General features: G+C 69.5%; 15 protein-coding genes. 5 read left to right on the top strand and 10 right to left on the bottom strand.

Translation table 11 applies throughout. The annotated features are described in order from the left end of the window. Positions 1 to 348: 348 nt before the first annotated feature. Complete coding sequence (locus ACIO6U_RS29895; RefSeq protein WP_355338381.1) at positions 349 to 2793, top strand: DNA topoisomerase IV subunit A; 2445 nt, start codon at positions 349 to 351, stop codon at positions 2791 to 2793. A 168-nt stretch (positions 2794 to 2961) separates the two neighbouring features. Next, positions 2962 to 3906, top strand: a complete 945-nt coding sequence (locus ACIO6U_RS29890; protein ID WP_401723843.1) for a sucrase ferredoxin — start codon at positions 2962 to 2964, stop codon at positions 3904 to 3906. Between the two features lie 105 nt (positions 3907 to 4011). Here ACIO6U_RS29890 and ACIO6U_RS29885 read toward each other — a convergent pair whose 3' ends face one another. The 3 genes from ACIO6U_RS29885 to ACIO6U_RS29875 all read right to left on the bottom strand — a co-directional run bounded on the left by ACIO6U_RS29885 (position 4012) and on the right by ACIO6U_RS29875 (position 6876). Continuing rightward, the gene (locus tag ACIO6U_RS29885) at positions 4012 to 5094 is read right to left on the bottom strand and encodes an ABC transporter substrate-binding protein (RefSeq protein ID WP_355338375.1); all 1083 of its coding nucleotides are present in this window, start codon (positions 5092 to 5094) and stop codon (positions 4012 to 4014) included. 71 nt (positions 5095 to 5165) lie between these two features. Beyond that, on the bottom strand, positions 5166 to 6071 hold the full coding sequence (locus ACIO6U_RS29880) for an ABC transporter permease (RefSeq protein ID WP_401723839.1): 906 nt from the start codon (positions 6069 to 6071) through the stop codon (positions 5166 to 5168). After that, the gene (locus ACIO6U_RS29875) at positions 6061 to 6876 is read right to left on the bottom strand and encodes an ABC transporter ATP-binding protein (protein WP_355338370.1); all 816 of its coding nucleotides are present in this window, start codon (positions 6874 to 6876) and stop codon (positions 6061 to 6063) included. Before ACIO6U_RS29875 ends, ACIO6U_RS29880 begins: the two co-directional genes overlap by 11 nt. A 252-nt stretch (positions 6877 to 7128) precedes the next feature. Here ACIO6U_RS29875 and ACIO6U_RS29870 point away from each other — a divergent pair, with 252 nt between their 5' ends. Continuing rightward, the gene (locus tag ACIO6U_RS29870) at positions 7129 to 8811 is read left to right on the top strand and encodes a sensor histidine kinase (protein WP_355338367.1); all 1683 of its coding nucleotides are present in this window, start codon (positions 7129 to 7131) and stop codon (positions 8809 to 8811) included. Further along, entirely contained in the window at positions 8808 to 9500 is a 693-nt protein-coding gene (locus ACIO6U_RS29865) for a response regulator (protein ID WP_355338364.1), read from the top strand. The genes ACIO6U_RS29870 and ACIO6U_RS29865 overlap by 4 nt, the downstream gene beginning before the upstream one ends. Positions 9501 to 9507: 7 nt before the next feature. On the opposite strand, the gene ACIO6U_RS29860 is transcribed toward ACIO6U_RS29865, so the two are convergent. The 5 genes from ACIO6U_RS29860 to ACIO6U_RS29840 form a co-directional block, all read right to left on the bottom strand. Further along, positions 9508 to 11229: a cation acetate symporter gene (locus ACIO6U_RS29860; RefSeq protein WP_401723834.1), complete on the bottom strand. Its 1722-nt coding sequence runs from the start codon at positions 11227 to 11229 to the stop codon at positions 9508 to 9510. Beyond that, positions 11226 to 11723, bottom strand: a complete 498-nt coding sequence (locus ACIO6U_RS29855; protein ID WP_355338358.1) for a DUF485 domain-containing protein — start codon at positions 11721 to 11723, stop codon at positions 11226 to 11228. Before ACIO6U_RS29855 ends, ACIO6U_RS29860 begins: the two co-directional genes overlap by 4 nt. Positions 11724 to 11818: 95 nt before the next feature. Continuing rightward, positions 11819 to 12466, bottom strand: a complete 648-nt coding sequence (locus tag ACIO6U_RS29850; protein ID WP_401724033.1) for a response regulator — start codon at positions 12464 to 12466, stop codon at positions 11819 to 11821. Positions 12467 to 12516: 50 nt separating this feature from the next. After that, complete coding sequence (locus ACIO6U_RS29845; RefSeq protein ID WP_401723830.1) at positions 12517 to 13671, bottom strand: sensor histidine kinase; 1155 nt, start codon at positions 13669 to 13671, stop codon at positions 12517 to 12519. Continuing rightward, positions 13668 to 14147: a DUF1453 domain-containing protein gene (locus tag ACIO6U_RS29840; RefSeq protein ID WP_391048978.1), complete on the bottom strand. Its 480-nt coding sequence runs from the start codon at positions 14145 to 14147 to the stop codon at positions 13668 to 13670. The genes ACIO6U_RS29845 and ACIO6U_RS29840 overlap by 4 nt, the downstream gene beginning before the upstream one ends. 358 nt (positions 14148 to 14505) lie before the next feature. Between ACIO6U_RS29840 and ACIO6U_RS29835 the strand changes: the two genes are divergently transcribed. Continuing rightward, positions 14506 to 17295: a hypothetical protein gene (locus ACIO6U_RS29835; protein WP_401723827.1), complete on the top strand. Its 2790-nt coding sequence runs from the start codon at positions 14506 to 14508 to the stop codon at positions 17293 to 17295. Positions 17296 to 17782: 487 nt separating this feature from the next. Here ACIO6U_RS29835 and ACIO6U_RS29830 read toward each other — a convergent pair whose 3' ends face one another. Further along, complete coding sequence (locus ACIO6U_RS29830) at positions 17783 to 18154, bottom strand: hypothetical protein (RefSeq protein ID WP_401723824.1); 372 nt, start codon at positions 18152 to 18154, stop codon at positions 17783 to 17785. Continuing rightward, positions 18144 to 25154, bottom strand: coding sequence for a polymorphic toxin-type HINT domain-containing protein (locus ACIO6U_RS29825; RefSeq protein ID WP_401723821.1), 7011 nt, complete (start codon positions 25152 to 25154; stop codon positions 18144 to 18146). Before ACIO6U_RS29825 ends, ACIO6U_RS29830 begins: the two co-directional genes overlap by 11 nt. Positions 25155 to 25192: the final 38 nt, after the last annotated feature.

The following is a 25192-nucleotide window of genomic DNA, read 5'->3' as shown; positions in this document are numbered from 1 at the left end:
GCGTAGAGTGCTGCCACTCTAGGCAAGGGAGCCGACCGTCCGCGAAGTTCCCGGTCACGCCGTGGGTGAACGTGTCCGCCGCGTCGTGGGTGAACGTGCCGTCCACGGCACGCTCGTACCGGGTGGTGGTCCGCGATGTCGGTAGTGCGGTCCACAATGGTCGGCGTCCCACCCGAGCCTTGTGCCCGTCCGACCGCTCGACTGATCGCTCGACTGATCGCTCGACTGATCGCTCGACTGATCGTCCGACCGTTCGGCTGATCGCCCGTCCGATCGTCCGACCGGCCACCGCCCGACCGCCCGACCGATCGCCTGTCCGCCCGTCCAGATGAAGGAGCAGCCGCCGAGATGGCCCGCCGCACCGCGAAGACCCCGCCGCCCGACGATTTCGAGGAGCGCATCCTCGACATCGACGTCGTGGACGAGATGCAGGCCTCCTACCTCGAGTACGCCTACTCGGTGATCTACTCGCGGGCGCTTCCCGACGCCCGTGACGGGATGAAGCCGGTACACCGCCGCATCGTCTACCAGATGAACGAGATGGGGCTGCGGCCCGACCGCGGCTTCGTCAAGTGTGCCCGCGTGGTCGGCGAGGTGATGGGCAAGCTTCACCCGCACGGGGACGCGTCGATCTACGACGCCATGGTGCGGATGGCCCAGCCGTTCTCGCAGCGGCTCCCGCTGGTCGACGGACACGGCAACTTCGGCTCGCTGGACGACCTGCCCGCGGCGATGCGTTACACCGAGGCCCGGATGTCCGGCCCGGCCCAGCTCATGGTGGAGTCGATCGACGAGGACACCGTCGACTTCGCCCCCAACTACGACGGCCAGGAGCAGGAGCCCGCGGTCCTGCCGTCGGCGTATCCCAACCTGCTGGTCAACGGCGCCTCCGGGATCGCCGTCGGCATGGCCACCAACATGCCGCCGCACAATCTGGGCGAGGTCATCGCCGCCGCACGCCACCTCATCAGGCACCCGAACGCCGACCTCGACACGCTGATGCGCTTCGTGCCCGGCCCCGACCTGCCGACCGGCGGCCGGATCATCGGACTGACGGGCATCCGGGACGCGTACGAGTCGGGCCGGGGCACCTTCAAGATCCGCGCGACGGTCGCGGTGGACGACGTGACGCCGCGCCGCAAGGGCCTGGTCGTCACCGAACTGCCCTTCACGGTCGGCCCGGAGAAGGTGATCGCGAAGATCAAGGACATGGTCAACGCGAAGAAGCTCCAGGGCATCGCGGACGTCAAGGACCTCACCGACCGCGAGCACGGCCTGCGGCTGGTCATCGAGATCAAGAACGGCTTCAACCCCGAGGCCGTCCTGGAGCAGCTCTACAAGCTGACGCCGATGGAGGACTCCTTCGGCATCAACAACGTGTGCCTGGTGGACGGGCAGCCGCTCACCCTGGGCCTGCGCGAACTGCTCCAGGTGTACGTCGACCACCGCTTCGAGGTCGTCCGCCGCCGCAGCGAATTCCGCCGCACCAAGCGCCGCGACCGGCTGCACCTGGTGGACGGTCTGCTGGTGGCCCTCATCGACATCGACGAGGTCATCGCGATCATCCGGGCCAGCGACAACTCGTCGGCGGCCAAGGAAAGCCTGATGGAGCGCTTCGGGCTCTCCGAGATCCAGACGCAGTACATCCTGGACACCCCGCTGCGCCGCCTCACCCGCTTCGACCGGATCGAGCTGGAGTCCGAGCGCGACCGGCTGAACGCGGAGATCGCCGAGCTGACCCGGATCCTCGACTCGGACGCGGAGCTGCGCAAGCTGGTCTCGGCCGAACTGGCCGCGGTCGCCAAGCAGTACGGCACCGAGCGCCGTACGGTCCTGCTGGAGTCGGCGGGCGCGCCGCTGTCCTCGGTGCCGCTCGAAGTGGCCGACGACCCGTGCCGTGTGCTGCTCTCCTCGACCGGGCTGCTGGCCCGTACGACCAACGGCGAGGACTTCAGCGACGGCGGTGCCAAGCGCGCCAAGCACGATGTGATCGTCTCGGCGGTGCCGACCACGGCGCGCGCCGACATCGGCGCGGTGACGTCCGCCGGGCGGCTGCTGCGGCTGACCGTGATCGACCTGCCGATGCTGCCGGACACGGCCGGGGCGCCGTCGCTGGCGGGCGGCGCCGCGCTGTCGGAGTTCCTCACCCTGGAGGACGGCGAGCGGGTGCTGTGCCTGACCACGCTCGACGAGTCCTCGCCCGGCCTCGCGCTCGGCACCGAACAGGGCGTCGTCAAGCGCGTCGTGCCCGACTACCCGTCGAACAAGGACGACTTGGAGGTCATCGGCCTCAAGGACGGTGACCGGGTGGTCGGCGCGATGGAGCTGCGCACCGGTGAGGAGGACCTGGTCTTCATCACCGACGACGCGCAACTGCTGCGCTACCCGGCCGCGCAGGTACGCCCGCAGGGGCGGCCCGCGGGCGGCATGGCGGGCGTCAAGCTCGCCGACGGCGCCAAGGTGATCTCCTTCACCGCCGTCGATCCCGCCGTGGACGCGGTGGTGTTCACCGTCGCGCGCGCCGAGGGCACGCTGGACGACACGACCGAGGGCACCGCGAAGCTGACGCCGTTCGAGCAGTATCCGCGCAAGGGGCGCGCCACCGGCGGTGTGCGCTGCCAGCGGTTCCTGCGCGGTGAGGTCGGTCTCGCGCTGGCCTGGGCGGGTCCCGCGCCCGCCCGCGCCGCCACGCCCACCGGCACGCCCGCCGAGCTGCCGCCGAAGGACCCGCGCCGCGACGGCTCGGGTGTGCCGCTGGTCAAGCCGGTCGCGGTGGTGGCGGGACCGGTGTAGCGCCGGGCCGTACGCGGGCCGGTCGTACGGGCGCGTGCGGCTCGTCGCACAGGGTGTCGTACGGCCGGTCGTACAGGCTGTCGTACGGGTCGCTGGATACGGGCGCGGTGGCGGGGGCCGCCGCGCCCCGGGAATCGGGGGCCGCCGGGAGGCAATAGGCTCAGCCGGGTGAGCACCTGCACCAGCGCCTCGGCGTCCCTCGCCGAACCGGTGGCCGCCACCGCGGCCACCGCACGGACGTGGCTGCTGATCGAGCAGCCGGGCCCGTGGGGGGCGAAGGCGCTGGGGGCGAGCCGGCTGGACCCGGCGACCGGCCGCCAACTGGAACGGCTCGCCGACGGCACCGGCACCCGCGTCGCCCTGATCCGCCGCCCCGGCAGACACGCCGACCTGCACCTTCCGCGTCGGCACCGGGTCTACCTCGCGCACACCGCGCCGGGCGCCTCCTGGGTCCGTACCGCCGAGGTCGCCGACCCGGCGGAGCTGACCGCGCTGGACTTCACCGCGCTGGGCGCGGGCGCGCACAACGGATTCGGCGACGCGTACGACGGCGCGCCCCTCGCCCTGGTGTGCACCAACGGCAAGCGGGACCGCTGCTGCGCTGTGCGCGGCCGGCCGCTCGCCGCGGAGCTGACCGCCTCGGGCGGCAGCGAGGTCTGGGAGGTCACCCACCTCGGCGGACACCGTTTCGCGCCGACCATGCTCGTCCTGCCCTACGGCTACACGTACGGCCGGGTGGACGCGCACCACGCGAAGGACGTACTGGAGGCGGCGCGCTCCGGGCGAATGGTCCTGGACGGCTGCCGGGGCCGCTCGGCGTGGGACCGTCCCGGACAGGCGGCCGATCTGGCCGTACGGGAGCTGACCGGTGAGGACCGTACGGCGGCCGTGGTCGTGGAGGCCGTGGAGCGTACGGACCCGGCGCCTTCGGGCGACGGCGACGGCGCCTGGGCGGTGCGGGTGGCGCACGTCGACGGGCGGGTCTGGGAGGTGACGGTGGCGCAGGTCGCGTCGCTGCCGCCGCGCCCGGAGAGCTGCGGCGCGGCCCTCGGCACACCCGCCCGGATGGAGGTCACGGGGATCGAGCGGGTGGCCGGGGGCCGCGCGTCGTAGGGCTCTTCGCCGGGCGCTCATGGCGAGGCGCTGCGTGAGCAGGCGTTATGTGAGCAGGCGGTACATGAGCAGGCGTTATGTGAGCAGGCGCTACATGACCGGGCGTTACTTGACGTTCTTGACGAACTCCGTGGTGTAGGTCTTCTCCAGGTCGACCTTCTTGCCCTTGAGGTTCGGGTTGAAGGACTTCAGGACCGCCTCCACGGTGGCCGGGCCGTCGGGGGGCATCACGCCGTCGGTGGTGAACATCGGCAGCGTGGCCTTGATGGAGTCGGCGTACAGCTTGGCGCCGCCCTGCGCGTAGTCGGAGGGCATCTTCGCGGCGATCTCCTCGGGGGTGTGCGTGGACATCCACTTGAGGGTCTTCACGAAGGCGTTGGCCAGCTTCTGCACGGTCTCCTTGTGGCCGTTCACCCAGTCGGTGTTCATGTAGAGGCTGGAGGACGGGTAGAGGCCGCCGAGCGCCTCCCGCGAGCCCTCGGGCGTGCGCATGTCGTACAGCACCTTGCCGATGCCCTTGTCGAGGATCTGCGCGACGGTCGGGTCGGTGGTCATACCGGCCTGGATGGAGCCCTGTTGGAGGGCGGCGATGAAGGTCTGGCCAGCGCCGACGGTGACGGGCGTGAAGTCGCTGACCTTGAGGCCGTTGTGCACCGCGAGGTACTTGGTGAGGAAGTCGGTGGACGAGCCGAGACCGGTCACACCGAGCTTCTTGCCCTTGAAGTCCTTGGCGGAGGTGATGTCGCCCGCGGCCTTGGTGGAGACCACCTCGACCTCACCGGGGGCCTGTGCGAACTGCACGACGGACTCGATCATCTTGTTCTTGGTCTGGAGGTCGAGGGTGTGGTCGTAGAAGCCGACGGCGCCCTGCACGTCACCGGAGACCAGCGCCGTGGTGGCCTGCACACCGGCCGGTTCGCTCAGCAGCGTCACGTCGAGGCCCTCGGCCTGGAAGAAGCCGAGTCTCTGAGTGAGCATGGCGGGCATGTAGATGACCTTGTCCAGGCCGCCGACCATGATCTTGACCTTCTCGGCGTTCTTGGCCGCCGGGGCCGTGGAGCCCGCGTCCCCGGTGGAATCCGAGCCGGAGCCGGAGCCGGACGCGGCGTCGTTGGCACAGGCGGTGAGTGTGGTGAGGGCGAGGGCTCCGGCGAGGGCGAATGCCGGGAGCTTGGCGTACTGGCGCATGGTCACGTCCTTGTGAGAGCGGAGGGTGGGCGCGCGCGGGGGCGCGGGATTTCGGGGAGGGCGACCGCGGCTCAGCGTTCGGCGCCGGGCTGGGCGGGCTTCCAGCGGAAGAGCCGCTTCTCCAGGTAGGTCAGCAGGCCCTCGGCGATGAGGGCGACGACGGCGAGGATCACCATGGCCGCGTAGACACCGGCGGCGTTGAAGGTGCCCTGCGAGGCGGAGACCAGCAGGCCGATGCCCTTGGTCGCGCCGATGTACTCGCCGACGATCGCGCCGATCAGCGCGAAGCCGAAGCTGACGTGCAGGCTGGTGAAGATCCACGACGTGGCGGCCGGGATCACCACCTGGAGGGTGACGCGGCGGTTGCTCGCGCCGAGGACGCGGGCGTTGGCGACCAGATTGCGGTCGACCTCGCGGGCGCCCTGGAAGGCGTTGAAGAACACCGGGAAGAAGACCAGGACGACGGCGGAGGCCACCTTGGAGGCCGGGCCGAGGCCGAACCAGATGAGGAAGATCGGCGCCAGCACGATGCGCGGCATCGCGTTGAGCACCTTCACGTACGGGCCGAAGACGTCCGAGAGGAAGGGGATCCGGCCGAGCGCGATGCCCAGCACCACACCGCCGGCGACGCCGATGACCCAGCCGTACAGCGCCTCGTAGAGCGTGTACCAGATCTGCTCGCCCAGGGGGCCCTGCGGTGTGCCGTGCATCGTCCACTGCCGGATCTGGTCCCAGATCTTGGACGGCATGGAGAAGTTGAACGGGTCGATGACCCCGGTGCGGGCCGACCACTCCCACAGGCCGAGCACGAGGACGAGGACGGCGAGGCGGCTGGCGTACACCAGGAGGGTGCGGTTGCGGACGGCGCGGGCGCGGGCCTTGGTGCGCTGGGTGCCGGCGCCGGGCCCGGCCGGGACGGCGTCCTCGGGGGCGGCCCCGGTCCGGGGGGCGGCCGGGGCTGCGGACTCAGGCGGCATGTCCGACGCTCCTCTCGCGGGTGATGCGGACCTCTTCGCCCAGCGACGACCAGATCTCGCGGTAGATCTCCACGAAGCGCGGCTGGAGCCTGACCTCCTCGACCTTGCGGGGCCGCGGCAGGTCGATCGTGAAGACCTCCTTGACGGTGGCGGGCCCCGCGGTCATCACGACGACCTTGTCGGCCAGTGCGATGGACTCCTCCAGGTCGTGGGTGACGAACACCACCGAGGACCCGGTACCGGACCACAGCTCCAGGAGTTCGTCGGACATCAGGGCCCTGGTCTGCACGTCGAGCGCGGAGAACGGCTCGTCCATCAGCAGGATGTCGGGGTCGTTGACGAAGGTCGCGGCGAGCGCGACGCGCTTGCGCTGGCCGCCGGAGAGCTGGTGCGGATAGCGGTCCTCGAAGGCGGTCAGGCCCACGCGGGCCAGCCAGTCGCGGGCCCGCTCCTTGGCCTCGGCCTTGCCGACACCGCGGAAGCGCGGCCCGGCCATGACGTTGGACAGCACGGTCCGCCAGGGGAAGACGGCGTCCTGCTGGAAGACGAAGCCGACGCCGGGGTTGATGCCGTTCACGGCCTCTCCCGAGACCAGCACCTCGCCTTCCGTGGGCTCCTCCAGGCCGCTGACCAGGGTCAGCGTCGTCGATTTGCCGCAGCCGGTCGGTCCGACGACCGCGACGAACTCACCGCGTTCCACGGTTAGGTCCAGGTCTCTCACGGCGGTGTGCAGGGCGCCGGACGGGGTCCTGAACGCCTTGCTCGCCCCCCGCAGCTCGATGGCGGGGCTCGTTTCGCTGCTCATGGCGGTGGAGGCTAGGAGCGACCACCGCGGCGGCGGCAGTCTTGTGGGCGCAAGGAGCCTTCTGCGCGCAAGCCGGTCTTCTGCTCGTTTTGCTCGCCCGCGCACAACGAAAGCGAAACGGAGTCTGCCCATCCGGCTCCGCGGGGTTTACCTTGCGTTGACGACAGGGCTGTCGACGTACGCGTGGGGTGGGGACGCGGGTCGGCCGCCGCGCCTGTCGGCGGACCGGTTGGAATGCGGAGGAGCCCCACGATGCGGATCGGATGGCCGCGCCGTGTCTCGGCGCAGGTCCTGTTGGTGCAACTGGCGATCACGGCGGGCGTCACGGCGCTCGCCACCGGGCTCTTCCTGGCGCCGCTCAGCCACCAGCTCGACGAAGAGGCGATGCACAGGGCGCTGGCCATCGCGGAGACCGTGGCCGTCGATCCCGAGGTCGCGCGGGCCGTGGTCTCGTCCCGGCCGACGCCGGACGGCCCGGTGCAGGCGGAGGCGGAACGGGTCAGGATCGCCACGAAGGCCCTCTACATCGTGGTGATGGACACCCACGGCATCCGGTGGTCGCACACCGACCCCAAGCGGATCGGCGAACCCGTCTCGACCGATCCCAGCGTGGCGCTGGCCGGTGACGAGATCATGCAGATCGACCGCGGCACGCTGGGGCGCAGCACCCGCGGCAAGGTGCCGCTGTACGACTCCTCCCACCGGATCGTGGGCGCGGTGTCGGTGGGCATCAGGTACGACGGCATCCTCAACCGGGCGATCGGCCTGGTGCCGGGTCTGCTGATGTACGCGGGCGCGGCGCTCGGCGTGGGCGTGCTGGCGGCGGTGTGGGGTTCGCGGCGGTTGCAGCGGGCCACGCACGGGCTGGCCTTCGCCGACATATCGGCGCTGCTCGACGAGCGGGAGGCGATGCTGCACGGCGTCCGCGAGGGCGTGGTCGCACTGGACCGGCAGGGGCGGGTGCGGCTGGTCAACGACGAGGCGCAGCGGCTGCTCGGGCTCGACGGCGCCGGTGACGGCGCGGCCACCGGGCGGCCGCTGGACGAGCTGCTGCCGCCTGGCCGTACGACGGACGTGCTGGCGGGGCGGGTCGAGGGCGCGGATCTGCTGACGGTCAGCGGCGGGCGGGTACTGGTCGCCAACCGCATGCCGACCGGTGACGGCGGGGCCGTGGTGACGCTGCGGGACCGTACGGAGCTGGAGCTGCTCGGCCGCGAACTGGACTCCACCCACGGGCTGCTGGACGCGCTGCGCGCCCAGGACCACGAGCACGCCAACCGGCTGCACACCGTGCTGGGCCTGCTGGAACTGGGCCTGCACGAGGAGGCGGTGGGCTATGTCGCGGAGGTCGCCGACACCCATCGGGCGTCGGCCGAGGTGATCGCGGACCGGGTGCACGATCCGCTGGTGTCGGCGCTGCTGGTCGGCAAGGCCGCCATCGCGGCGGAGCGCGGGGTGTCGCTGCGGGTCGCGCAGAGCACGCTGCTGCCCGACCGGGTGGTGGACCCGCGCGATCTGGTGACGGTGCTGGGCAATCTCATCGACAACGCGCTGGACGCCGCCGCCGGGCACCGCGTGTCCCCGGCGATGTCCGCCGCGCCTTTCGTGGAGGTCGAACTGCGCGCCGAGGACGACACGACCCTGCTGCTGCGGGTGTCGGACACGGGTCCGGGAGTGCCGCCGGAGGCGCGCGAACTGATCTTCACCGAGGGCTGGTCGACGAAGGAACGTCCGCCGCACCGGGGGCGCGGTCTGGGCCTCGCGCTGGTGCGCAGGCTCGCCGAGCGGTACGGGGGTCTGGCGCGGGTGACGGCGCGGGCGGGCGGTGGCGCGGTGTTCACGGTGGTGCTGCCCGAGGCGCTGGCCGAAGGAGTGCTGGCCGGTGGGGCGCTGGCCGGAGGAGTGCTTTCCGCGGCTGGGGAGGCGGCGCGATGATCGACGTACTGGTGGTGGACGACGACTTCAGGGTGGCGGAGATCAACTCGGCCTATGTGGGCAAGGTGCCGGGCTTCCGGGTGGCCGGGCGGGCCCACACCGCGGCGCACGCGCTGTCGGTGCTGGAGCGCACCCGGATCGACCTGGTGTTGCTCGACCACTATCTGCCGGACGAGACGGGTCTGACGCTGGTCCGCCGGATGCGGCAGCACGGGCACCACGCGGACGTGATCATGGTGACGGCGGCGCGTGATGTCGCCACCGTGCAGGCGGCGATGCGGCTCGGCGCGTTGCAGTACCTGGTGAAGCCGTTCAGCTTCGCCGGTCTGCGGGCCAAGCTGGACGGTTACGCGGCGCTGCGCCGCACCCTGGAGGGGGTGGGCGGGCGCGGCGAGGCCGGGCAGGAGCAGGTCGACCGGATCTTCGGCGCCCTGCGTACGGCGGGCGCGTCCTCGGCCGAACTGCCCAAGGGGCACTCCGCGCCGACCGCCGACCTGATCCGCCGCGTCCTACACGAGGCGGGTCGCCCGCTGTCCGCCCACGAGGTCGCCGAACGCGCCGGGCTCAGCCGCTCCACCGCCCAGCGCTACCTGAAGTACCTGGAGCAGGCGGGGCGGTTGAGCCTCACCCTCAAATACGGCGACACGGGCCGTCCCGAACACCGCTACGCCTGGGCCGCCACCGGCTGAACCGCCGTTACGCGGCCCCGGCGCCGGTGAGCGAACGCACCTCCGTCTCCGCGTACTTCCCCGCGTCCGCGTCCTCCGGAGAGAGCAGGGTGCCGAGCCAGCCCGCGAGGAAGCCGAGCGGGATGGAGATCAGGCCCGGGTTCTCCAGCGGGAAGAGGTGGAAGTCGACGCCGGGGAAGAGCGCGTCGGGCCTGCCGGAGATGACGGGCGAGAACACCACCAGGAGCAGGGCCGGTACGAGGCCGCCGTAGATCGACCAGACCGCGCCGCGGGTGGTGAACCGGTGCCAGAACAGGGAGTAGAGCAGGGCGGGCAGATTCGCGGACGCGGCGACGGCGAAGGCGAGGCCGACCAGGAAGGCGATGTTCTGGTCCTGCGCGAAGAGGCTGAGCCCGATGGCGACCGCGCCGATCCCGACGGCCGCGAATCTGGCCACCCGCACCTCGTCCTCCTCCATCGCCCCTTCCTCCACCGCGTCGGCGGTGACCCGCGCGGTGCCGGGGGCCGCGGCCTCGCGCTTGGCGCGCCTGTTCTGCCGTGCCTGCGTTTCCGCGACGGGGCGGCGGCGCAGCGTGGCGTAGAGGTCGTGGGCCACGGAGGCCGACGACGCCAGGGTGATGCCCGCCACCACGGCCAGGATCGTCGCGAAGGCCACCGCGCCGACCACCGCGAACAGCACGGTGCCCCCTGTCGTCCCCTCCCCGCCGCCCAGGATCTCGGCGAGCAGCGGCACCGCGGTGTTACCCGCGGCGTTGGACGAGCGGACGGTGTCGGTGCCGACGACCGCCGCCGCTCCGAAACCGAGCACGATCGTCATCAGGTAGAAGGCGCCGATCAGCCCGATCGCCCAGACCACCGACCGCCGCGCGGAGCGTGCCGTGGGCACCGTGTAGAAGCGGGACAGGATGTGCGGCAGACCCGCCGTCCCGAGCACCAGCGCCAGGCCGAGGCTGATGAAGTCCAGCTTCGACGCCCAACTCCCGCCGTACTTCAGCCCGGGAGCCAGGAAGGCGTTGCCGTGCCCGCTGCCCGCCGCGGCGGCGTGCAGCAGACTCCCCGGATTGCCGTGGAAGCGGACCAGGACCATCACGGTGAGCGTCACCGTGCCGCCGATCAGCAACACCGTCTTGACGATCTGGATCCACGTCGTCGCCCGCATCCCGCCGAAGGACACGTAGAACACCATCAGCGCGCCGACCCCGACCACCGTCCAGGTGCGCGCCGCGCCGTGCCCGCCGAGCAGCAGCCCGACCAGGCTCCCGGCGCCGACCATCTGCGCCACCAGATACAGGATCGACACCACCACGGACGACGTGCCCGCCGCGATCCGCACCGGCCGCTGTCTCATCCGCGCGGAGAGCACATCGGCGAGTGTGTAGCGCCCGCAGTTGCGCACCAACTCGGCGACCAGCATGAGGACCACGAGCCACGCGACGAAGAACCCGACCGAGTACAGCAGGCCGTCGTACCCGAAGAGCGCGATGAGCCCGGAGATGCCGAGGAAGGACGCCGCCGACATGTAGTCGCCCGCGATGGCCAGGCCGTTCTCCATCGGGGTGAACAGCCGCCCCCCGGCGAAGAACTCCACCGACGAGCTCCGCCGCCGTCCCGCCCACGCCGTGATCGCCAGCGTCACCGACACGAAGATCGTGAACAGCACGATCGCGAGGCCCTGATGCTCCCCGGCCGAATCCGCCAGATACCCGCCATTGAACCGACCGCTGTTCAACGCACCCGCTCCTGCCCGGTCCTGGTCGCCAGCGTCCAGCGCAGATCGAGCGCCGCCCGGTCCCTGCGCAGCCGCGCGTGCCGGGCGTAGGCCCACGTCAGCAGGAACGTCGTGGCGAACTGCGCCAGCCCCGCGACCATCGCCACATTCACGTCACCCGCGACCTGATGTCCCATCAGGCCCGGTGCCGTGGTGGCCGCCACCACGTACAGCAGGTACCAGGCCAGGAAGCCCGCCACCACCGGGAAGGTGAAGCTCCGGTACCGGTCGCGCACCTCCTGGAACGCCGCGCTGCCCTGCACCTCCAGATACACCGCCGACCGGTCCACCGGCCGTCCGTCCTGGCCCGCCTGCGGTGTGCCCTCGGGCCGGGTCCGCCCCGGCGCGGGGTCGGGGGCCGTCTGATCCGGGACCCAGAGACCGGCGTCCGCCGCGTCCTGCCACGGGTCGTTCACCCGCAGCGCCCCGGGGTCGCCCCCGTCGTGCTTGTCCACCGAACACTCCTCGTTCCATCGGCCGATCGGCCGATGTGCCCAATCATGGACAGAGCGGGAAGATCCAGAACGAACAAGTAGAAACCTTCACCCCATCAGGTGATGCCGTGCCGGTAGGCATATCCGACCGCCTGTGCGCGGTCCCGCGCCCCGGTTTTGGCGAACAGGTTGTTGATGTGCGTCTTCACCGTCGCCATGCTCACGTGCAGCCGCGCGGCGATCTCGGCGTTGGACAGCCCTTCGGCCACCAAGGCCAGCACTTCCGCCTCCCGGGCCGTCAGCCCGTCGGGCAACTCCCCCCGTCCCGCCGCCCCTTGGCCCGGCTCTCCCGCCCCGCCCGGTCCGCTCCCCCGTCCCTCCGGCCGCCGCTCGGGGCCCGCCCCGGTCAGCGCGTCCAGCATCCTGCCCTGCACCGCGGGCGACAGCCCCGCCCGCCCGGCCGTCACCTCCGCGATGGCCCGCGCGATCTCCTCCCCTCCCGCGTCCTTGGTCAGGTATCCCCGCGCCCCCGCCCGCAGCGCGGGAAAGAGCGAGCCGTCGTCCGCGAACGTCGTCAGCACCACCACCTGCGTCCCCGGATACCGCGACCTGATCCGCCGCGTGGCCTCCACCCCGTCGCAGCGCGGCATCCGCAGGTCCATCAGCACCACCTCCGGCCGGTGTTCCCCCACCAGCCGTACCGCCTCCTCCCCGTCGGCCGCCGCTCCCACCACCTCGATGTCGGGCAGCAGCCCCAGTAGCATCACAATTCCCTCACGCACCACTGTCTGGTCGTCCGCGACCACCACCCGCGTCACGCGGGCACCCGCAAGCGCACCACGAAGCCCTCCTCGGCCGGTCCGGCGTCGAGCGCGCCGCCCAGCAGCTCCGCGCGCTCCCGCATCCCCAGAAGACCGTAGCCCGATCCGGATGCCCTCAAAGAGTTATCCACAGGCGTCCTGCTCCCGAAGTCCCGGAACTCCAGCTCCACCTCCTCACTCCGGTACTCCAGCCGCAGCGCGACCTTCGCTCCCGGCGCGTGCTTGCGCACATTCGTCATCGCCTCCTGTGCCACCCGCCGCACCGCCAACCCCGCCTCCGCGGGCAGATACCGCGCTTCCCCTTCCACTTCCAGGTCCGCCCCCTCCGAAGCGACCAGCTCCCGCAGGAAATCCTCCACCGATGCCATCTCCCCACGCAGCGCCGACAGCGCCTGCCGCGTCTCGGCCAGCCCCTCCCGCGCCATCTGCCGGGCCGCGATCACCCGCCCCAGCACCACGTCCCGCTCGACGCCCCGCTCGATCAGCAGCCGCGTCGCCTCCAGGTGCACCGTCTGCGCCGACAGGCTGTGCGCCAGCACATCGTGGATCTCCCGCGCGATCCGGGCCCGCTCCGCCAACGCCGCCGACTCGGCCTCCGCCGCCCGCGCCGCCCGCTCCTGGACCAGCAACCGCTGCGTGTTCCCCCGCGCCTCGGCGTCCAGCCGCACGACGTACCCGATCAGCCCCAGCCCCGCCACCGTCAGCGACGTGACCAGCCAGCCGCCGGAGTCGCCGACCAGTGCGTAGGCGGCCAGCGCCGTACCGGCGAGGGGCGCCGCCGCAGCCAGCGGCAGCCGCTCCATCCCGAGCACCGCGCAGCCGCACCACAGCAACGTCGCGGGCACATCGGCGCCCGCCGCGTGCAGCCCGAAGGCGGCGCCCAACATCAGTGCGATCAGTGCGACGGACGGCGCCGCCCGGTGCGCGAGCGTGAACCGGAAGAACGCCCACACCACGACGGCCGCCACCGCCAGCCCCAGCACGGACGCCGCGGTCAGCCACCCGTTGAGGTCCGTGCGGGCCAAAATCCCCCAGAGCGCCGCGGCGGCGAAGAGCAGCCGCACTCCCCGGCCGAACGCCCGCCGCGCGGACGACCGGTTCTCGCGGGACAGCGCCTCCTTCGAAGGCCAGGACGTCCAACCGCTCATGAGGCCGTACGGTACGACGGCGCCACGCTCTGGGCCCGCCAGGCGAGCACCCCGGCGCGTATCAGCAGCGTGGCCGCGAGCGCTATCAGGAACGAGCCGCTGTCCTGGTGGACCCCCATCGCCGTACCCACCCCGTACAGCCCGATCCGCACCGCGACCCCCGCCGCCCAGACCGCGACGGTGACCTTCCCTCCCTGCGCCCAGACCGTCCCGTCCCTCTCGGTCCACAACCGTGTGGTCCACGCCCATGCCAACCCCATCCCCACAGCGACCACCAACTCCACGGCCAGCAGCGCGACCGCCGTCTGCCGGTGCTCCGGGTCGATCAGCCCGTGCTGCCGCAGCGACATGAACACCAGCACCGCCGGTATCAGCCACCACCGCCGGCCGCCCGTGACCTTCCTGGGCCGCAACTGGCGGGTGACCACCACACCGATGACCGCCACGATCACCAGCGCATCGATCAGACCGGACATGACGGACGCCTCCGTAAAGCGACTCCCACGAGGCCGGCGGGTTCGCCGACATCTCAGAATCTACGGAAACCCCCAGCTCAGCGGATCAAACCGGGGGTTGAATCTCCCTCTCCACCCCCGGGTGGAGCCCCCTCCACCAACGCCCCCGTGCTGTGGGCGACCACGCCGTTCCGGCGCCGGTCCGGCACCGGTCCGAGCGCCCGCCCGGTGAGCGGATCCCCTGCGTCCGGGGGGCGGCGCTGCGTACGCTTTTCCAGCGACCGGCGATCGGATCGTCGGACAACGGGGAGGGCACCGTGTCGGATCTCGGCCAGCGGAACGTGGAGCGCCGGACACCGCACGGTGGGGAGGCGGGAGCGTGAGCCAGTCCGTACGCGCCGAGAGCGGTTTCGCCTACGGGGTCGTGGGCGCGGACATCCACGTGTTCGGCGACGGCGTCCCGGTCTACCTGCTGCAACGCTGGCAGCCGCCGGTCCTGCCGGACGACGGCTTTCTGTTGAATGTACCGAGCCGGATGCTCAACGCGCGTTTCCGGGTCGTGGAGTTCACCGGACGCACCGCCGAGTTGACCTCGTTGCGGCGCTGGCGCGACGGCGGCGGTCCGCTGGCCGTGCAGTGGCTGTGCGCGCCGGGCGGACAGGGCAAGACCCGTCTCGCGGACCGCTTCGCGCAGGAGTCGCTGGCCGAGGGCTGGCAGGTCGTCACCGCCACCCACGGACCGGGGAGCGTGCTGCCGCCTCCTGGCAGTCAGGACCTCCGCGACCGGGGCGACGCGGGTGTGCTGCTGGTCGTCGACTACGCCGACCGCTGGCCGCTGACCCATCTCATGTGGCTGTTCGGCAACGCGCTGGTGCACCGCGACAGCGGGCGCGGCGCCCGGGTGCTGCTGATCGCCCGCGGCGACGAGGTCTGGCCGAGCGTGCGCGCCGCTCTCGCGAACCAGCAGGCCAGGACCTCGCTGCAACGGCTCGCGCCGCTGTCCGACGAGGTCGGCGGTGACGGCGCCGCCGCGTCCCCGCGGTCCGAGATGTTCGCCGTGGCCCGCGACAGCTTCGCCGCGCGTTACGGCGTCTCCCCCGGCGGCATCGCGGCACCGGCCCCGCTCGGTGACGCGGCCTTCGGCCTGACCCTGGCCGTGCACATGGCCGCCCTGGTCGCCGTGGACGCCGACGCCCACGGGCTGCGCGCGCCCACCGACCTCGCGGGCCTGTCCAGCTATCTGCTGGACCGGGAGCAGTTGCACTGGGCGCGGCTGTACGGCGACCCGGATCACGAGATCGCCCCGTCCGCACCGGCGTTCCGCACCTCGCCCGCGCTCATGAACCGCACCGTGTTCACCGCGGCGCTCACCGGGCCGGTCAGCCCGGAGGAGGGACGGGTGGCCATCAGCGACCTCGCGGTCCGGCTGCCGGCCGATCGCATCCTCGCGGATCACGCGGTCTGCTACCCACCGGCCGAGGCCGACCGCGACACCGTCCTGGAACCGCTGTACCCGGACCGGCTCGCCGAGGACTTCCTGGCGCTGACCCTTCCCGGCCACCGGGCCGACTACCCGGCCCAGGACTGGGCCGGGCGCACCGTCAGCGCCATGCTCAGCGGCACCGACGTGGTGAGCGACGCGGTCACCGGAAGCTGGATGCCACGCGCCGTCGTCTTTCTGACCGCCGCCGCCCAGCGCTGGCCCCACGTCGGCCCCCTCCACCTGTTCCCGCTGCTCGGCACGGCCCCTCAACTCGCCGTCATCGGGGGCAGCGCCGCGCTGGCCACGCTCGCCGCCCTTGACGACATCAGCCCCGAACTCCTCGAAGCCGTCGCGATGTTCTTCCCGCCGTTCAACCGGCGCAGTCCCGACCTGGACCCCGGAATCGCCGCCGTCAGCACCCGGCTGCTCCCGCACCGCCTGGAGCGCGCCAGAAACCCCAACGACCAGGCCGCGGAGCGGCACGAGCACGGCGTCCGCCTCCACCACGCCGGTCGGCTGGAGGAGGCGCTGGCCGAATCCGAGGCCGTCCTGGCCCAGTTCCGGGCCATCGCCCGTGACGGCGTCCCTAATCCCTCGCTCGTCCCCGTGGTCGAAGGCAATCTGGCGTTCGCCCTCAAGGCGTACGCGGACCGCCTGGGCGAGGTCGGACGCCGGGCGGAGGCCCTGGCCGCCACCGAGGAAGCCGTCGCCGTACAGCGCAGGCTGGCCGCGTACGACGAGCAGTACCGTCCCGACCTGGCGAGCGGCCTGCTCGGTATCGGACGGGATCTGTCGTACGCGCAGCGCTGGGACGACGCGACGGCTGCCCTGGAGGAGTCCGTGACGCTCCTGCGCGCGCTGGCCGCGGAAGAGCCCGGCAAGCACGAGTCGAACCTCTCCGCCGCCCTGGCCGCCCTCGGCGTGTGCCACCTGCGTATCGACCGTCCGCGGTCGGCGGTCTCACACGGCCGGGAGAGCGTCGCCCTGCGCCGCCGTCTCCACGCGAAGGACCCGTCCGCCCACGCCATGTCCCTGGCCAACGCTCTGTATCACCTGGCCGCCGCCCTCGAACGTGTCGGCGATCCCGACAGCGTCCCGCTGGCCCACGAGGCCGTCGAGCTCTACCGCGACCTCGCCCGGGTCAATCCCGCCGCCTACGAGCGCGAACTCGCCGACGGGCTCAACGGACTCGCCGTACGCCTGCTCGTCGCCCAACGCCCGGAGGAGAGCCTGACCGCGGCCTACGAGAGCGTCGCGATCCTTCGCCGCGTCAGCGCCCGCGAGGCGATCGCCGAACAGCACACCTTGGCCGAGGCTCTCGGCGTCCTGCTCGGCGCGCTGATGGTCACGGGCCGCTTCGCCGAGGCCACCGACGCAGCCGACGAGTGCGTCATGGTCTGCCGCCGCATGACCGAGAAGGACCCCCTGGCCCTCCACCGCCTCGCGGGCGCCTTGCTCATCGCCGCGGAAGTCCGCGTCACCCCGGCCGACCCCCGCCTCGACGAAGCCCTCACCCTCTTCGACGAGGCCACCGAGATCATGGACCTCTACGCGATCTCCCCCCAGGGCGGCCCGGCCCTCCACCACCGCGTCGGCTCCCGCCTCATAGAACTCCTCACCGCCGCAGACCGCCCCGCCCCCGCCGCCCGCCTCCGCCGCACCCTCCAGAACCCAACAACCCCCTGACGCCCGGCCCGGCAACAGATCAGACGTCGATCCGCGACCGGTCCAGGGTCGTGGCGGAGTTGGTGATGAACCAATCGGGCAACGTCCTGACCTGCGGCAAAGCCGCCGATTCAGCGCTGAGCAGGCGTTTTCTCGATGGTTGGCGTTGGCGCCCGACGGCCGTTTTCGACTGTCCCGCGGACCGTTTGCGGACCGCTTCAAGCAAACCGGCACCTACGCCACGCTCCTACCGCTGAGCCTGACGGCCACTGCGGCCGACCTCAAAATCTCCCGACACGAGGAAGCCGACAACCTCTCGCCGCTTGAGCCCGCTGATTTATCGGCGTCACAGTCGGCATCAATGCCCACGTCCGGCTCCGCCTCCAGCAATGTCTACACCCCACGGAAGAGAGCAACGATAGTCCACTCGCGGCAGCCGTCGTCCGCTGGCGTTGTCGCCAGCATAGGTTCACCTTTTAGCAAATAAGAATGATGTACATGCACCCAACTAACAAGTTCCCTCGCCCATCGCGACGAGAGCGCCATGAGCAGCGGTAACGACATCGTCCCAGAAGTGCGTTTGGATGATTTCCGAATCGCGCGATGACGGTACAGAAATTGCACGGTCCAGCACAGAATTCAACGCTTGCATAGCTGCAACTTCCTCCTCGTCGATGAGCACAAATCCTAGCCTCCCGCGCGGTTCCGCGAGAACGCCAGAGTCATCAAAAAAATCTAGCACATCATCGAGACCAGAATTATTTTGATCTCTCGACATCCAGTTTTTCTCCTGCCAATCCCTGTCACTCAACCTGATCAACCAGTCGATCAACTGAGCACGAATCCAGGGAGTCTGCAGATTGGCGGTTTTACGGGGCATTCCAATTCCTCCACGTCTGCCACTCACTAAGGGGGACATGAGCCTCCACTGGGTAATCCTGAATTCTTGCCCCAGCGGGAAGCAGCTGCCCCCCTCTGCCAACGATCCTGCCACCTGAGTTAATTATGACGTGATCAACCTGCTGGCTACCCCACTGCGAACCGGGGTCCCCCTTGTCTATACGGACACTGTCCTGTCCTTTCGGAGCACGCCACACAAAACCTTCTTTACTATCGTTCTTCTTGAACTTCCTGGTCATACTGGGGCCCGACCACTCGTTGGGGATTTTTCCTGATCCATGCGGGAACCACCCCGGTCCAACTGGGCAAGGAGAATTATGGACGAGTACCGGGGTGACCCCTGCCAGCACGTAGTACGTGTGAAGTTGGGAGACGGTGAGGTTGTGCATGTCTGCTGCGCCGGGGGCGGGGCGGACGGCGGTGACGACGACGTGAGCGTTGTTGTCGGTTTCGAGTGCGTGCCCTGGGGTGAGTTGCACTGCGTTGACCCAGGCGTGGGTGGTGTCGTCCCAGAAGGGGTGTTCGGTGGTGGTGTGGAGGACCGAGGTGTGGCCGGGGGAGGTTTGCACGGTCAGGTCGAGCAGGTTGTCGTCGCTGTTGACCATCGTGGCGGTTACGGTGCGACCGCCTTCGTACTTGCCCGTGCCGGGGTCGGCGGCTGCGACCCTGTCGCCAACCTTCAGTTCACCGATCGGCTTCGAGGTACCGTCAGCGAGGAGCACGGGGGTGTCCGGCGAGAAGCTGTTTTTGCACCCATTCTTGAGACCGGCCCTGATCGCTGCGGCGACGTCGTCGAGCTCGCCCAGATCAGGGAGTTTGGCGCCTCCGGCTAGCATAAGGGCCGTGTCACTGTAGAGGTTCTTGCTTACCTCTGAAACGGCCGCGTCTTTGGCGCACTCTTCGAAATGGCCGATGCAGTAGGTCGCAGCTATTTCTTGCGCCCCGGCCACATCGTTCGGGTGACCGAGTATGTACGTGTACGCCTTGGCGCAGGCCAGCCGTCCGAAGCAGGCGACCTCAGATTCCCCAGAACCAGGGGCGTTCGTGGTTGGGAACCAGTAGTTTCCTGAGTAAGGCTGATTGGGCATGAATGGGTGGAGCGATCGGGAAAGGTCGCCCCCACCTTGTGTCGTTGACGGCGAGTTGTCGTTTATCCATGTCCGTTCGGGTGTGGGCTCGCGTGGGTCCTTGGTTTTGTCGTACCTGGAGGTGGATGTCGGCACTCCGTTGGAGCAGTTGCTCATGGTGCCGTTCATGCATTCCATGACGCCGAGCCCGGTGGGGTCGCTGAGGGTGACGGGGCTATTGTCGCTGTAGCCGTAGCCGCCGAGGGACTGGGGGTCGGCGAGGTCCAGTTGTGGATCGACGCTAATGAAACGGCCGGTGGTGGTGTCGTAGTCGCGGGCACCGAGGTGGGTGTAACCGGTGGCGGTGTCAATGTCGCCGCCGACGAAGCCCTTTTGGCCGGGCCAGAAGGTGGGAGTGGTGCCGCGGGGGGCACCGTAGGGGAGGGTTTTGCGGCGGTTGACGGCGAGTGTCGTGGCGCTGATGGAGAGGGTGTTGGTGCCGTGGGGGTCCGCGACGAGGAGGCGGACCCTGGCGTCGCTGCTGGTGCGGATCGCGGAGCCGCCCGGGACGGCGTAATAGCGGTTACCGGCAAGGGCGTTCGTGGACTTGGTGAGGACGAGTTCTTGTCCGCCGGGCAGATACAGCGTGGTCTCTGCAGGTTCCCGCTTGAGCAAGCGAGTGCCCTGGGTGTCGTAGACGAACTTCGTGGTGGCGCCGGACACTGTCGAGGTGGCGAGGCTGCCTTCGTCGTTCCAGGTGAGGCCCTGCGCGGCTCCAGTAGCGGGGGTCTTCGTGGTGAGGTTGCCGGCCTCGTCGTACTGGTAGGTGTCTGTCCCCGTGGCTCCGCCGACGGCGGTGACGTTGAGCACCGCGTGCGGCCGTGCGACACCGGTGGTAGTGGGGTAGGTGTAGCTGCGGATTGTGTTGGCCGTGATTGGTCCAGCTTTGTGCTGAGTCTCCGTGGCCCGGTCGGCGCTGTTGGTGAAGGTCCAACTGGTCCAGTAGGGATCCACGGTGCCGAGCGCCGGGGTACCTGTGCCGTTGTCCGGTCGTGTCGTGCAGGCGTCAGCAGTTGTCCATGCTTCCGACAGGCGCCGGGCCCAGTCGTAGGCGAAGCATTGGTCGTCGGCGATGGTGCCGTCGTTCTGATCGTCCCGGACCCGCGTGATGTTCCCGGCCGTGTCGTAGGTGTACTTGATGTTCGACAGGGTCTGCGGTCCGGACGCCTGGCGGTCGACGAGCGTTGATGCCAGGCGGTGAGTGATGGCGTCGTAACCGAGGGTCTGGACGACCATGGCTCCGGTATTGCCGAGCTGAGCCTGGGCGAGTTCCCCGTACGGGGTGTAGCTGGTACCGCGCAGGTAGACCTGCGACAGCGTGCCGTCGACGATACCGAGTTGGTCCTGAGCGCCGTAGTGGTTGGTGACGGTCTCTGCGGGCAGGGCCGTCGTGGCGTTGGCATTGCCGGTGCTGTAGGCCGTGGTGGTGGGAAGGCCACTGACTGGAGTGTAGGTGCTGGCGACGGTGTAGGTGCCGGCAAGCATTTCCTCTCCAGTCACGGAGGGCACTGTGACCTTGGTGCCGGTGGCCTGGCCTGCGGAGTCATAACCGGTCACCGCCGTTGTGTAGGCGGCGACCGGAGTCTGGGTGGTGTCGTAGCGGATGGAGGAGGCGGGAAGTCCCTTGCCACCCGAAGCGGTGTCATAGGCCCACTCGGCAAGCTTGGTGCCGGTAGTCGACCCGGTCCGCAGGCTGGTCTTGCGGCCGAGTTCGTCGTACGTGTTGGCCAGAGTGATACCGCGCGCGTCGGTGACAGTGGCGACCTGACCGTCGCTTCCGTATGTGGTAGCGCTTGCGCCCTTGTCTGGGTCGCTGGCGGTGATCTGGCGACCGCGCAGGTCGTAGCCGTAGGTCCAGGAGTTGCGGCCGGAGGCGTCGGTGACCTTGGACAGCTTTCCGGCCCGGTCGTAGGCGTAGGTGATCTTCTCGTACTGGCTCGCTGCGGCCCCGATGAGCGGGTTACGGTCCTTGTACTGGCGCAGTTCGGTGGTTTGGCCCCGGATATTGCTGACGGTGAGGGTCGCGGTGCCGCCGGTCGGGGGAGCAGTCGAGGTCCAGGTGTCTCCGTACGAGGTCGTGGTGCGCCACTTCTCCGCGTTGAGCGATAGAGTGATCACCGCGGTCGGCCGGTTGCGGCCGTCGAACTCGGTCACGGTGGAGACGGGAATCTGGTCGGGGACGACCGTCAGCAGCGTGGTCGAGACGGCCTTGTCGTTGTAGAACGGCGCGTCGGTCTGGAAGGGCCGGCCGAGGGTGTCATAAAAGGTGTCGGTGACGACACGTCCCGTAGTCCCGACCGCATCGGTCTGCGTCTGCCGTTGCCGGAGCAAGGAGTCGTAGATCCCGATCGAGGTACCCCAGGTGCCGTCCTCGTACAGGTTCTTCGACGTGACCGTGGAAGGTACGGTCGCGGAGACGTTGTAGGTGAACGTCGCGTTGGGGTTGGCGCTGGTAGGTCGCCCGGTGCTCCACCCCTTGGTGAGACGTCCTAGCGCGTCATACTCACTCGTTGCCGTGCGCTGGTTGGCATCGGTAGTTTTCAAGGTGAGCCCGCGCAGTCCGTCGAGGACGGTCGTGGTGGACTGCGCCTTGACATTCGTGACCGTCAGCATGGTGGGCTGAGCACCAGTGGCCGGGGTGTAGACGGTGGTGACGGGCTGGGCATCCTGACCCTTGAGAGTGGTTACCCGCCCGTACTGATCGTGCACCGACTGACTGGTGGTATCCCAAACCAGTTGACCACCGGTTTGGAGCTTCGACGCCTCCTCAGTCTTTGTGGCGTTCGCCTGACCGGGAGTAGGAGCAGCCCCTGGGGCGCTGTTGTCGTAGCTGGTGCGGGTGGAGGCGGTGACCGCCGTGGGGGGGTAGTCGGCACCGCAGGTGCCCTGGTCGACGTTCGTGACCTGGGCCGGGTAACTGATGAGCCAGTTGGTGGTGTCGGGGGTGACGTAGGACGTGCGGGTGCAGTTCGGCTCCACCCCGTGGGCGGTGTCGCCGCCGTCTCCCTCTGCGGTGACGAGCCCGTAGACTGTGTCGTAGACACGGTTGGTCGTCAGGGTGCGCCAGCTCGTGCCGTCGTCCGTCAACGTGCTGGCCTTCTCGGTGACGGTTCCCGAGTGGCGGGCGAGAGCGGCAGGCAGGGAGGGCCCGGGGACACTGGGTTTGTCGGGGTCGGTGACGCCAGTGACCGGCTGAGTGGCGGTGGGGTCGGACTCCCACGGCAGGTAAGTGGATTTGGCGACGACCTTGCCGCCGATTCCGTCCTTGTCGAAGGTGCGGGCTTCGGCGATACGGCCGGAGAAGTCGTTGCGGTCGGCGATGCCGTTGACCGTGTGGACCGTTCTGGGGCTGCCGTTGGCGAGGGTGTCGCCGGACATACCGAGGAAGTAACTGGTCTCGGTCTTTGTGCGGTTTGTCGCGCCAGTGAGGGTGCGAACCAGACCGTAGCCGCGGAAGTCACTCCAACTGCGGTGCTTGTCGACAGTGAACTCGGAGGTGTCACGCCGCCAGTTCGGGCCGCTCTCGTACTGGTATGTGGTGGTCGTCGATGCCGAACCACTGCCGGCGGTGGTGTCGTCCTCGACGATCTGGGTGACCACGTACTTGTGGAACCAGTCCTTGACCGGGTCAATCGCACCGTCCGGCGTCCACCAGGACGGATAGCAGCGCTTGGTGTTCTGGTCAGGCGTGGGCAGGTCGGTCGGGGTGCACTCGGTGGGGCTGTAGGTAATCAGGATCTGACCGCCGGTCTCATTGGTGACCTGCCCGAGGCGGTACTTGTTCAGCGGAGGGCGGCCTTCGGCAGCGTTCACCCGGTTGGGCATCGGCCCATTCCCGAAGCCGAAGGTCGTCTTCGGCAGCGTGATGTCGGGCAGTGATCCGGCCTTGGCGGTGTGCTGGATCGAGTCCAGCCACAGTGTGGGAGTCGAGACATCCCCGGTGGGCGGGAAGGACTGAGCAAGCGTCCAGGTGTCGACCGGTTGCAGAGTGCTGCCTTGCAGCGCGAAGGTGTTGATGTCCGTCAGTCGCTTACGGGACCAGAACGAGGGTCCGGTTTGCAGACACTGTGTGCCCGCAGTGCAATTCAGGTCGACCGGCACGTCCGGCCAGTTTGTGGAGTGGGCGGCGTCGAAGGTTCCGCAACTGGCCAGGCAACGTTCGGTGGTTCCGAAGGTGACCCGGCCAGCGGGGTAGGTGGTGGAGTAGACGGCACCGACCCGCAGACCGTAGTCGATGCGGTTCAGATACCCGCCGCGGATGTAGGAGACCGGTGTGGCGATCTTGCCGTTCTGTGCGTAGTAGCCGGTCTCCTTGGCGTAGTAGAGGGCCATGGCGTCGTTGTGCGGGTCCACCACATAGTCGAGGTTCCAGCGCCAGCCCTGCGTTTCGGCCGACGAGGCGAAGTCCGCGCCGTGACCAGGCTCCCCGGTGTGGTTGCCGTAGACCGGAACGGTGAAGACGGAGTTCGTCTCCTCCTTGCCGCTGGTCCAGTTCGGCAGGCGGTTCTTCCCGAACCAGTACTGCGTGCCGTCGAGCGCGGTGACCTTCCAGTACTCGTTGTCCGCATCCCCGTTGACGTCTCCGGGTGAACTGCCGAAGACCTGCTCGACACGGGAGCCGTCGTCGTTGGCCAGTTTCCAGGTGTTCTTGCCCGCGTCCCAGACGAGGGCGCTGGACTTGCCATTCAGCGAGAGTGTCGCGTTCGGCGATTTCCAGCACAAGTCGCCGACCTTGGCCGTGTTGTTGCCGCCCTGTTTGTCGTTCTCGCACGAGGCATAAGTGCGCTCGATGAACCCCGGTGAGTACTCCCAGCCCTCACCGATCCACGAGGTCTGATTGTTGGTCGAAGAGGTGCGACCGTCCACAGAGGAGGAGCTGTACGACAAGGCCACGTTCGGCTCCAAGGAGCCGGGCACGGGCGGAACGGCCAGCGGCATGTCCCAGCCGAACGCGCCGGAGTTACCGCCTGCCGACCACGATCCGGCCTGAGCCAGCGACGTCGCCTTGAACGACCCCTCGTCGCCGCTCGTTCCGGCGGTGGCGGCCAACACCACCATGCCGCTGTCGGCGGCGGTGCGCTCAGCACCTGACTGGTTCGGTGGGAACGAAACTGTCGAGGTCAGGGTCCGGGCCGCGCTGTCGTTGTCGGTCGGCAGGGGGAGGCTGGTGAGGCATCCGACCTTGCTTGGCGTGGTCAGCGCGCAGGCAGGCATCTGGACCAGCCGCAGCCGAGACGACCATCCTGCGGCGAACGCCGACTCCACATCGGAGTAGTCGACTTGGACATCGGCCGCGGCGGTCGCCGGGACACTGCCCACGGGCTGAAGTGAGAGCAGCAAGCCCTGGACACCGGCCCGTTCCGCGGTCCCGTGGTCGGCGAGGGTGACGTGGACGCGGTCCGGTGCGGCGGTGGCGCTGCCGAGGGTGCGTGCGGACCGGGCATCGGCCTTGGCTCCCGCGGCAGGTTGGGTGGGGCGGCCGACGCTGATAGGTAGCGTCCCGGCCCGAGCCCGCTGGCTGCCGACTCCCTTAGCGGTGCCAGTCGCCACCACGGGCACCGTGACATCTGCCACGCCACCGACTGGCCAGTCGGCCTTCTTCAGCGGCTTCCATGATTCGTGCTGCGGCGGCACGGTGGGGGCAGGCGAGACAAGGTCTTTGCCCGAGACCGATGCGGTCTTCGGTACGGGCCGGACCGTGAACCCGTCGCCAGGTTTGGCCCACGCAGGGGCGGCGAGCAGTGACAGCCCGAGAGCGGCGGAAAGCGGACCGACCATAACGGAGCGAAAGCTGAATCGTCCGACCGGCGAATGAGCCGAAAACGGCATGCCAAAGCCACGGCGGAACATCATGGAATCCCCACCCCTAGAGCCACACCCGTAAAGAACCT

The sequence above is a fragment of the Streptomyces sp. NPDC087422 genome, assembly GCF_044744145.1.
GTDB lineage: Bacteria > Actinomycetota > Actinomycetes > Streptomycetales > Streptomycetaceae > Actinacidiphila.
Note: the sequence above shows the minus strand (reverse complement) of the source record. Positions and strands in the feature narration are given on the sequence as shown.

Bases quoted from the DNA above. Each gene is read 5' to 3' on its own strand.
- ACIO6U_RS29895 (WP_355338381.1), top strand. From the start codon at position 349: ATGGCCCGCCGCACCGCGAAGACCCCGCCGCCCGACGATTTCGAGGAG.
- ACIO6U_RS29885 (WP_355338375.1), bottom strand. From the start codon at position 5,094: ATGCGCCAGTACGCCAAGCTCCCGGCATTCGCCCTCGCCGGAGCCCTC.
- ACIO6U_RS29880 (WP_401723839.1), bottom strand. From the start codon at position 6,071: ATGCCGCCTGAGTCCGCAGCCCCGGCCGCCCCCCGGACCGGGGCCGCC.
- ACIO6U_RS29875 (WP_355338370.1), bottom strand. From the start codon at position 6,876: ATGAGCAGCGAAACGAGCCCCGCCATCGAGCTGCGGGGGGCGAGCAAG.
- ACIO6U_RS29870 (WP_355338367.1), top strand. From the start codon at position 7,129: ATGCGGATCGGATGGCCGCGCCGTGTCTCGGCGCAGGTCCTGTTGGTG.
- ACIO6U_RS29865 (WP_355338364.1), top strand. From the start codon at position 8,808: ATGATCGACGTACTGGTGGTGGACGACGACTTCAGGGTGGCGGAGATC.
- ACIO6U_RS29850 (WP_401724033.1), bottom strand. From the start codon at position 12,466: ATGCTACTGGGGCTGCTGCCCGACATCGAGGTGGTGGGAGCGGCGGCC.
- ACIO6U_RS29845 (WP_401723830.1), bottom strand. From the start codon at position 13,671: ATGAGCGGTTGGACGTCCTGGCCTTCGAAGGAGGCGCTGTCCCGCGAG.
- ACIO6U_RS29840 (WP_391048978.1), bottom strand. From the start codon at position 14,147: ATGTCCGGTCTGATCGATGCGCTGGTGATCGTGGCGGTCATCGGTGTG.
- ACIO6U_RS29830 (WP_401723824.1), bottom strand. From the start codon at position 18,154: ATGCCCCGTAAAACCGCCAATCTGCAGACTCCCTGGATTCGTGCTCAG.
- ACIO6U_RS29825 (WP_401723821.1), bottom strand. From the start codon at position 25,154: ATGATGTTCCGCCGTGGCTTTGGCATGCCGTTTTCGGCTCATTCGCCG.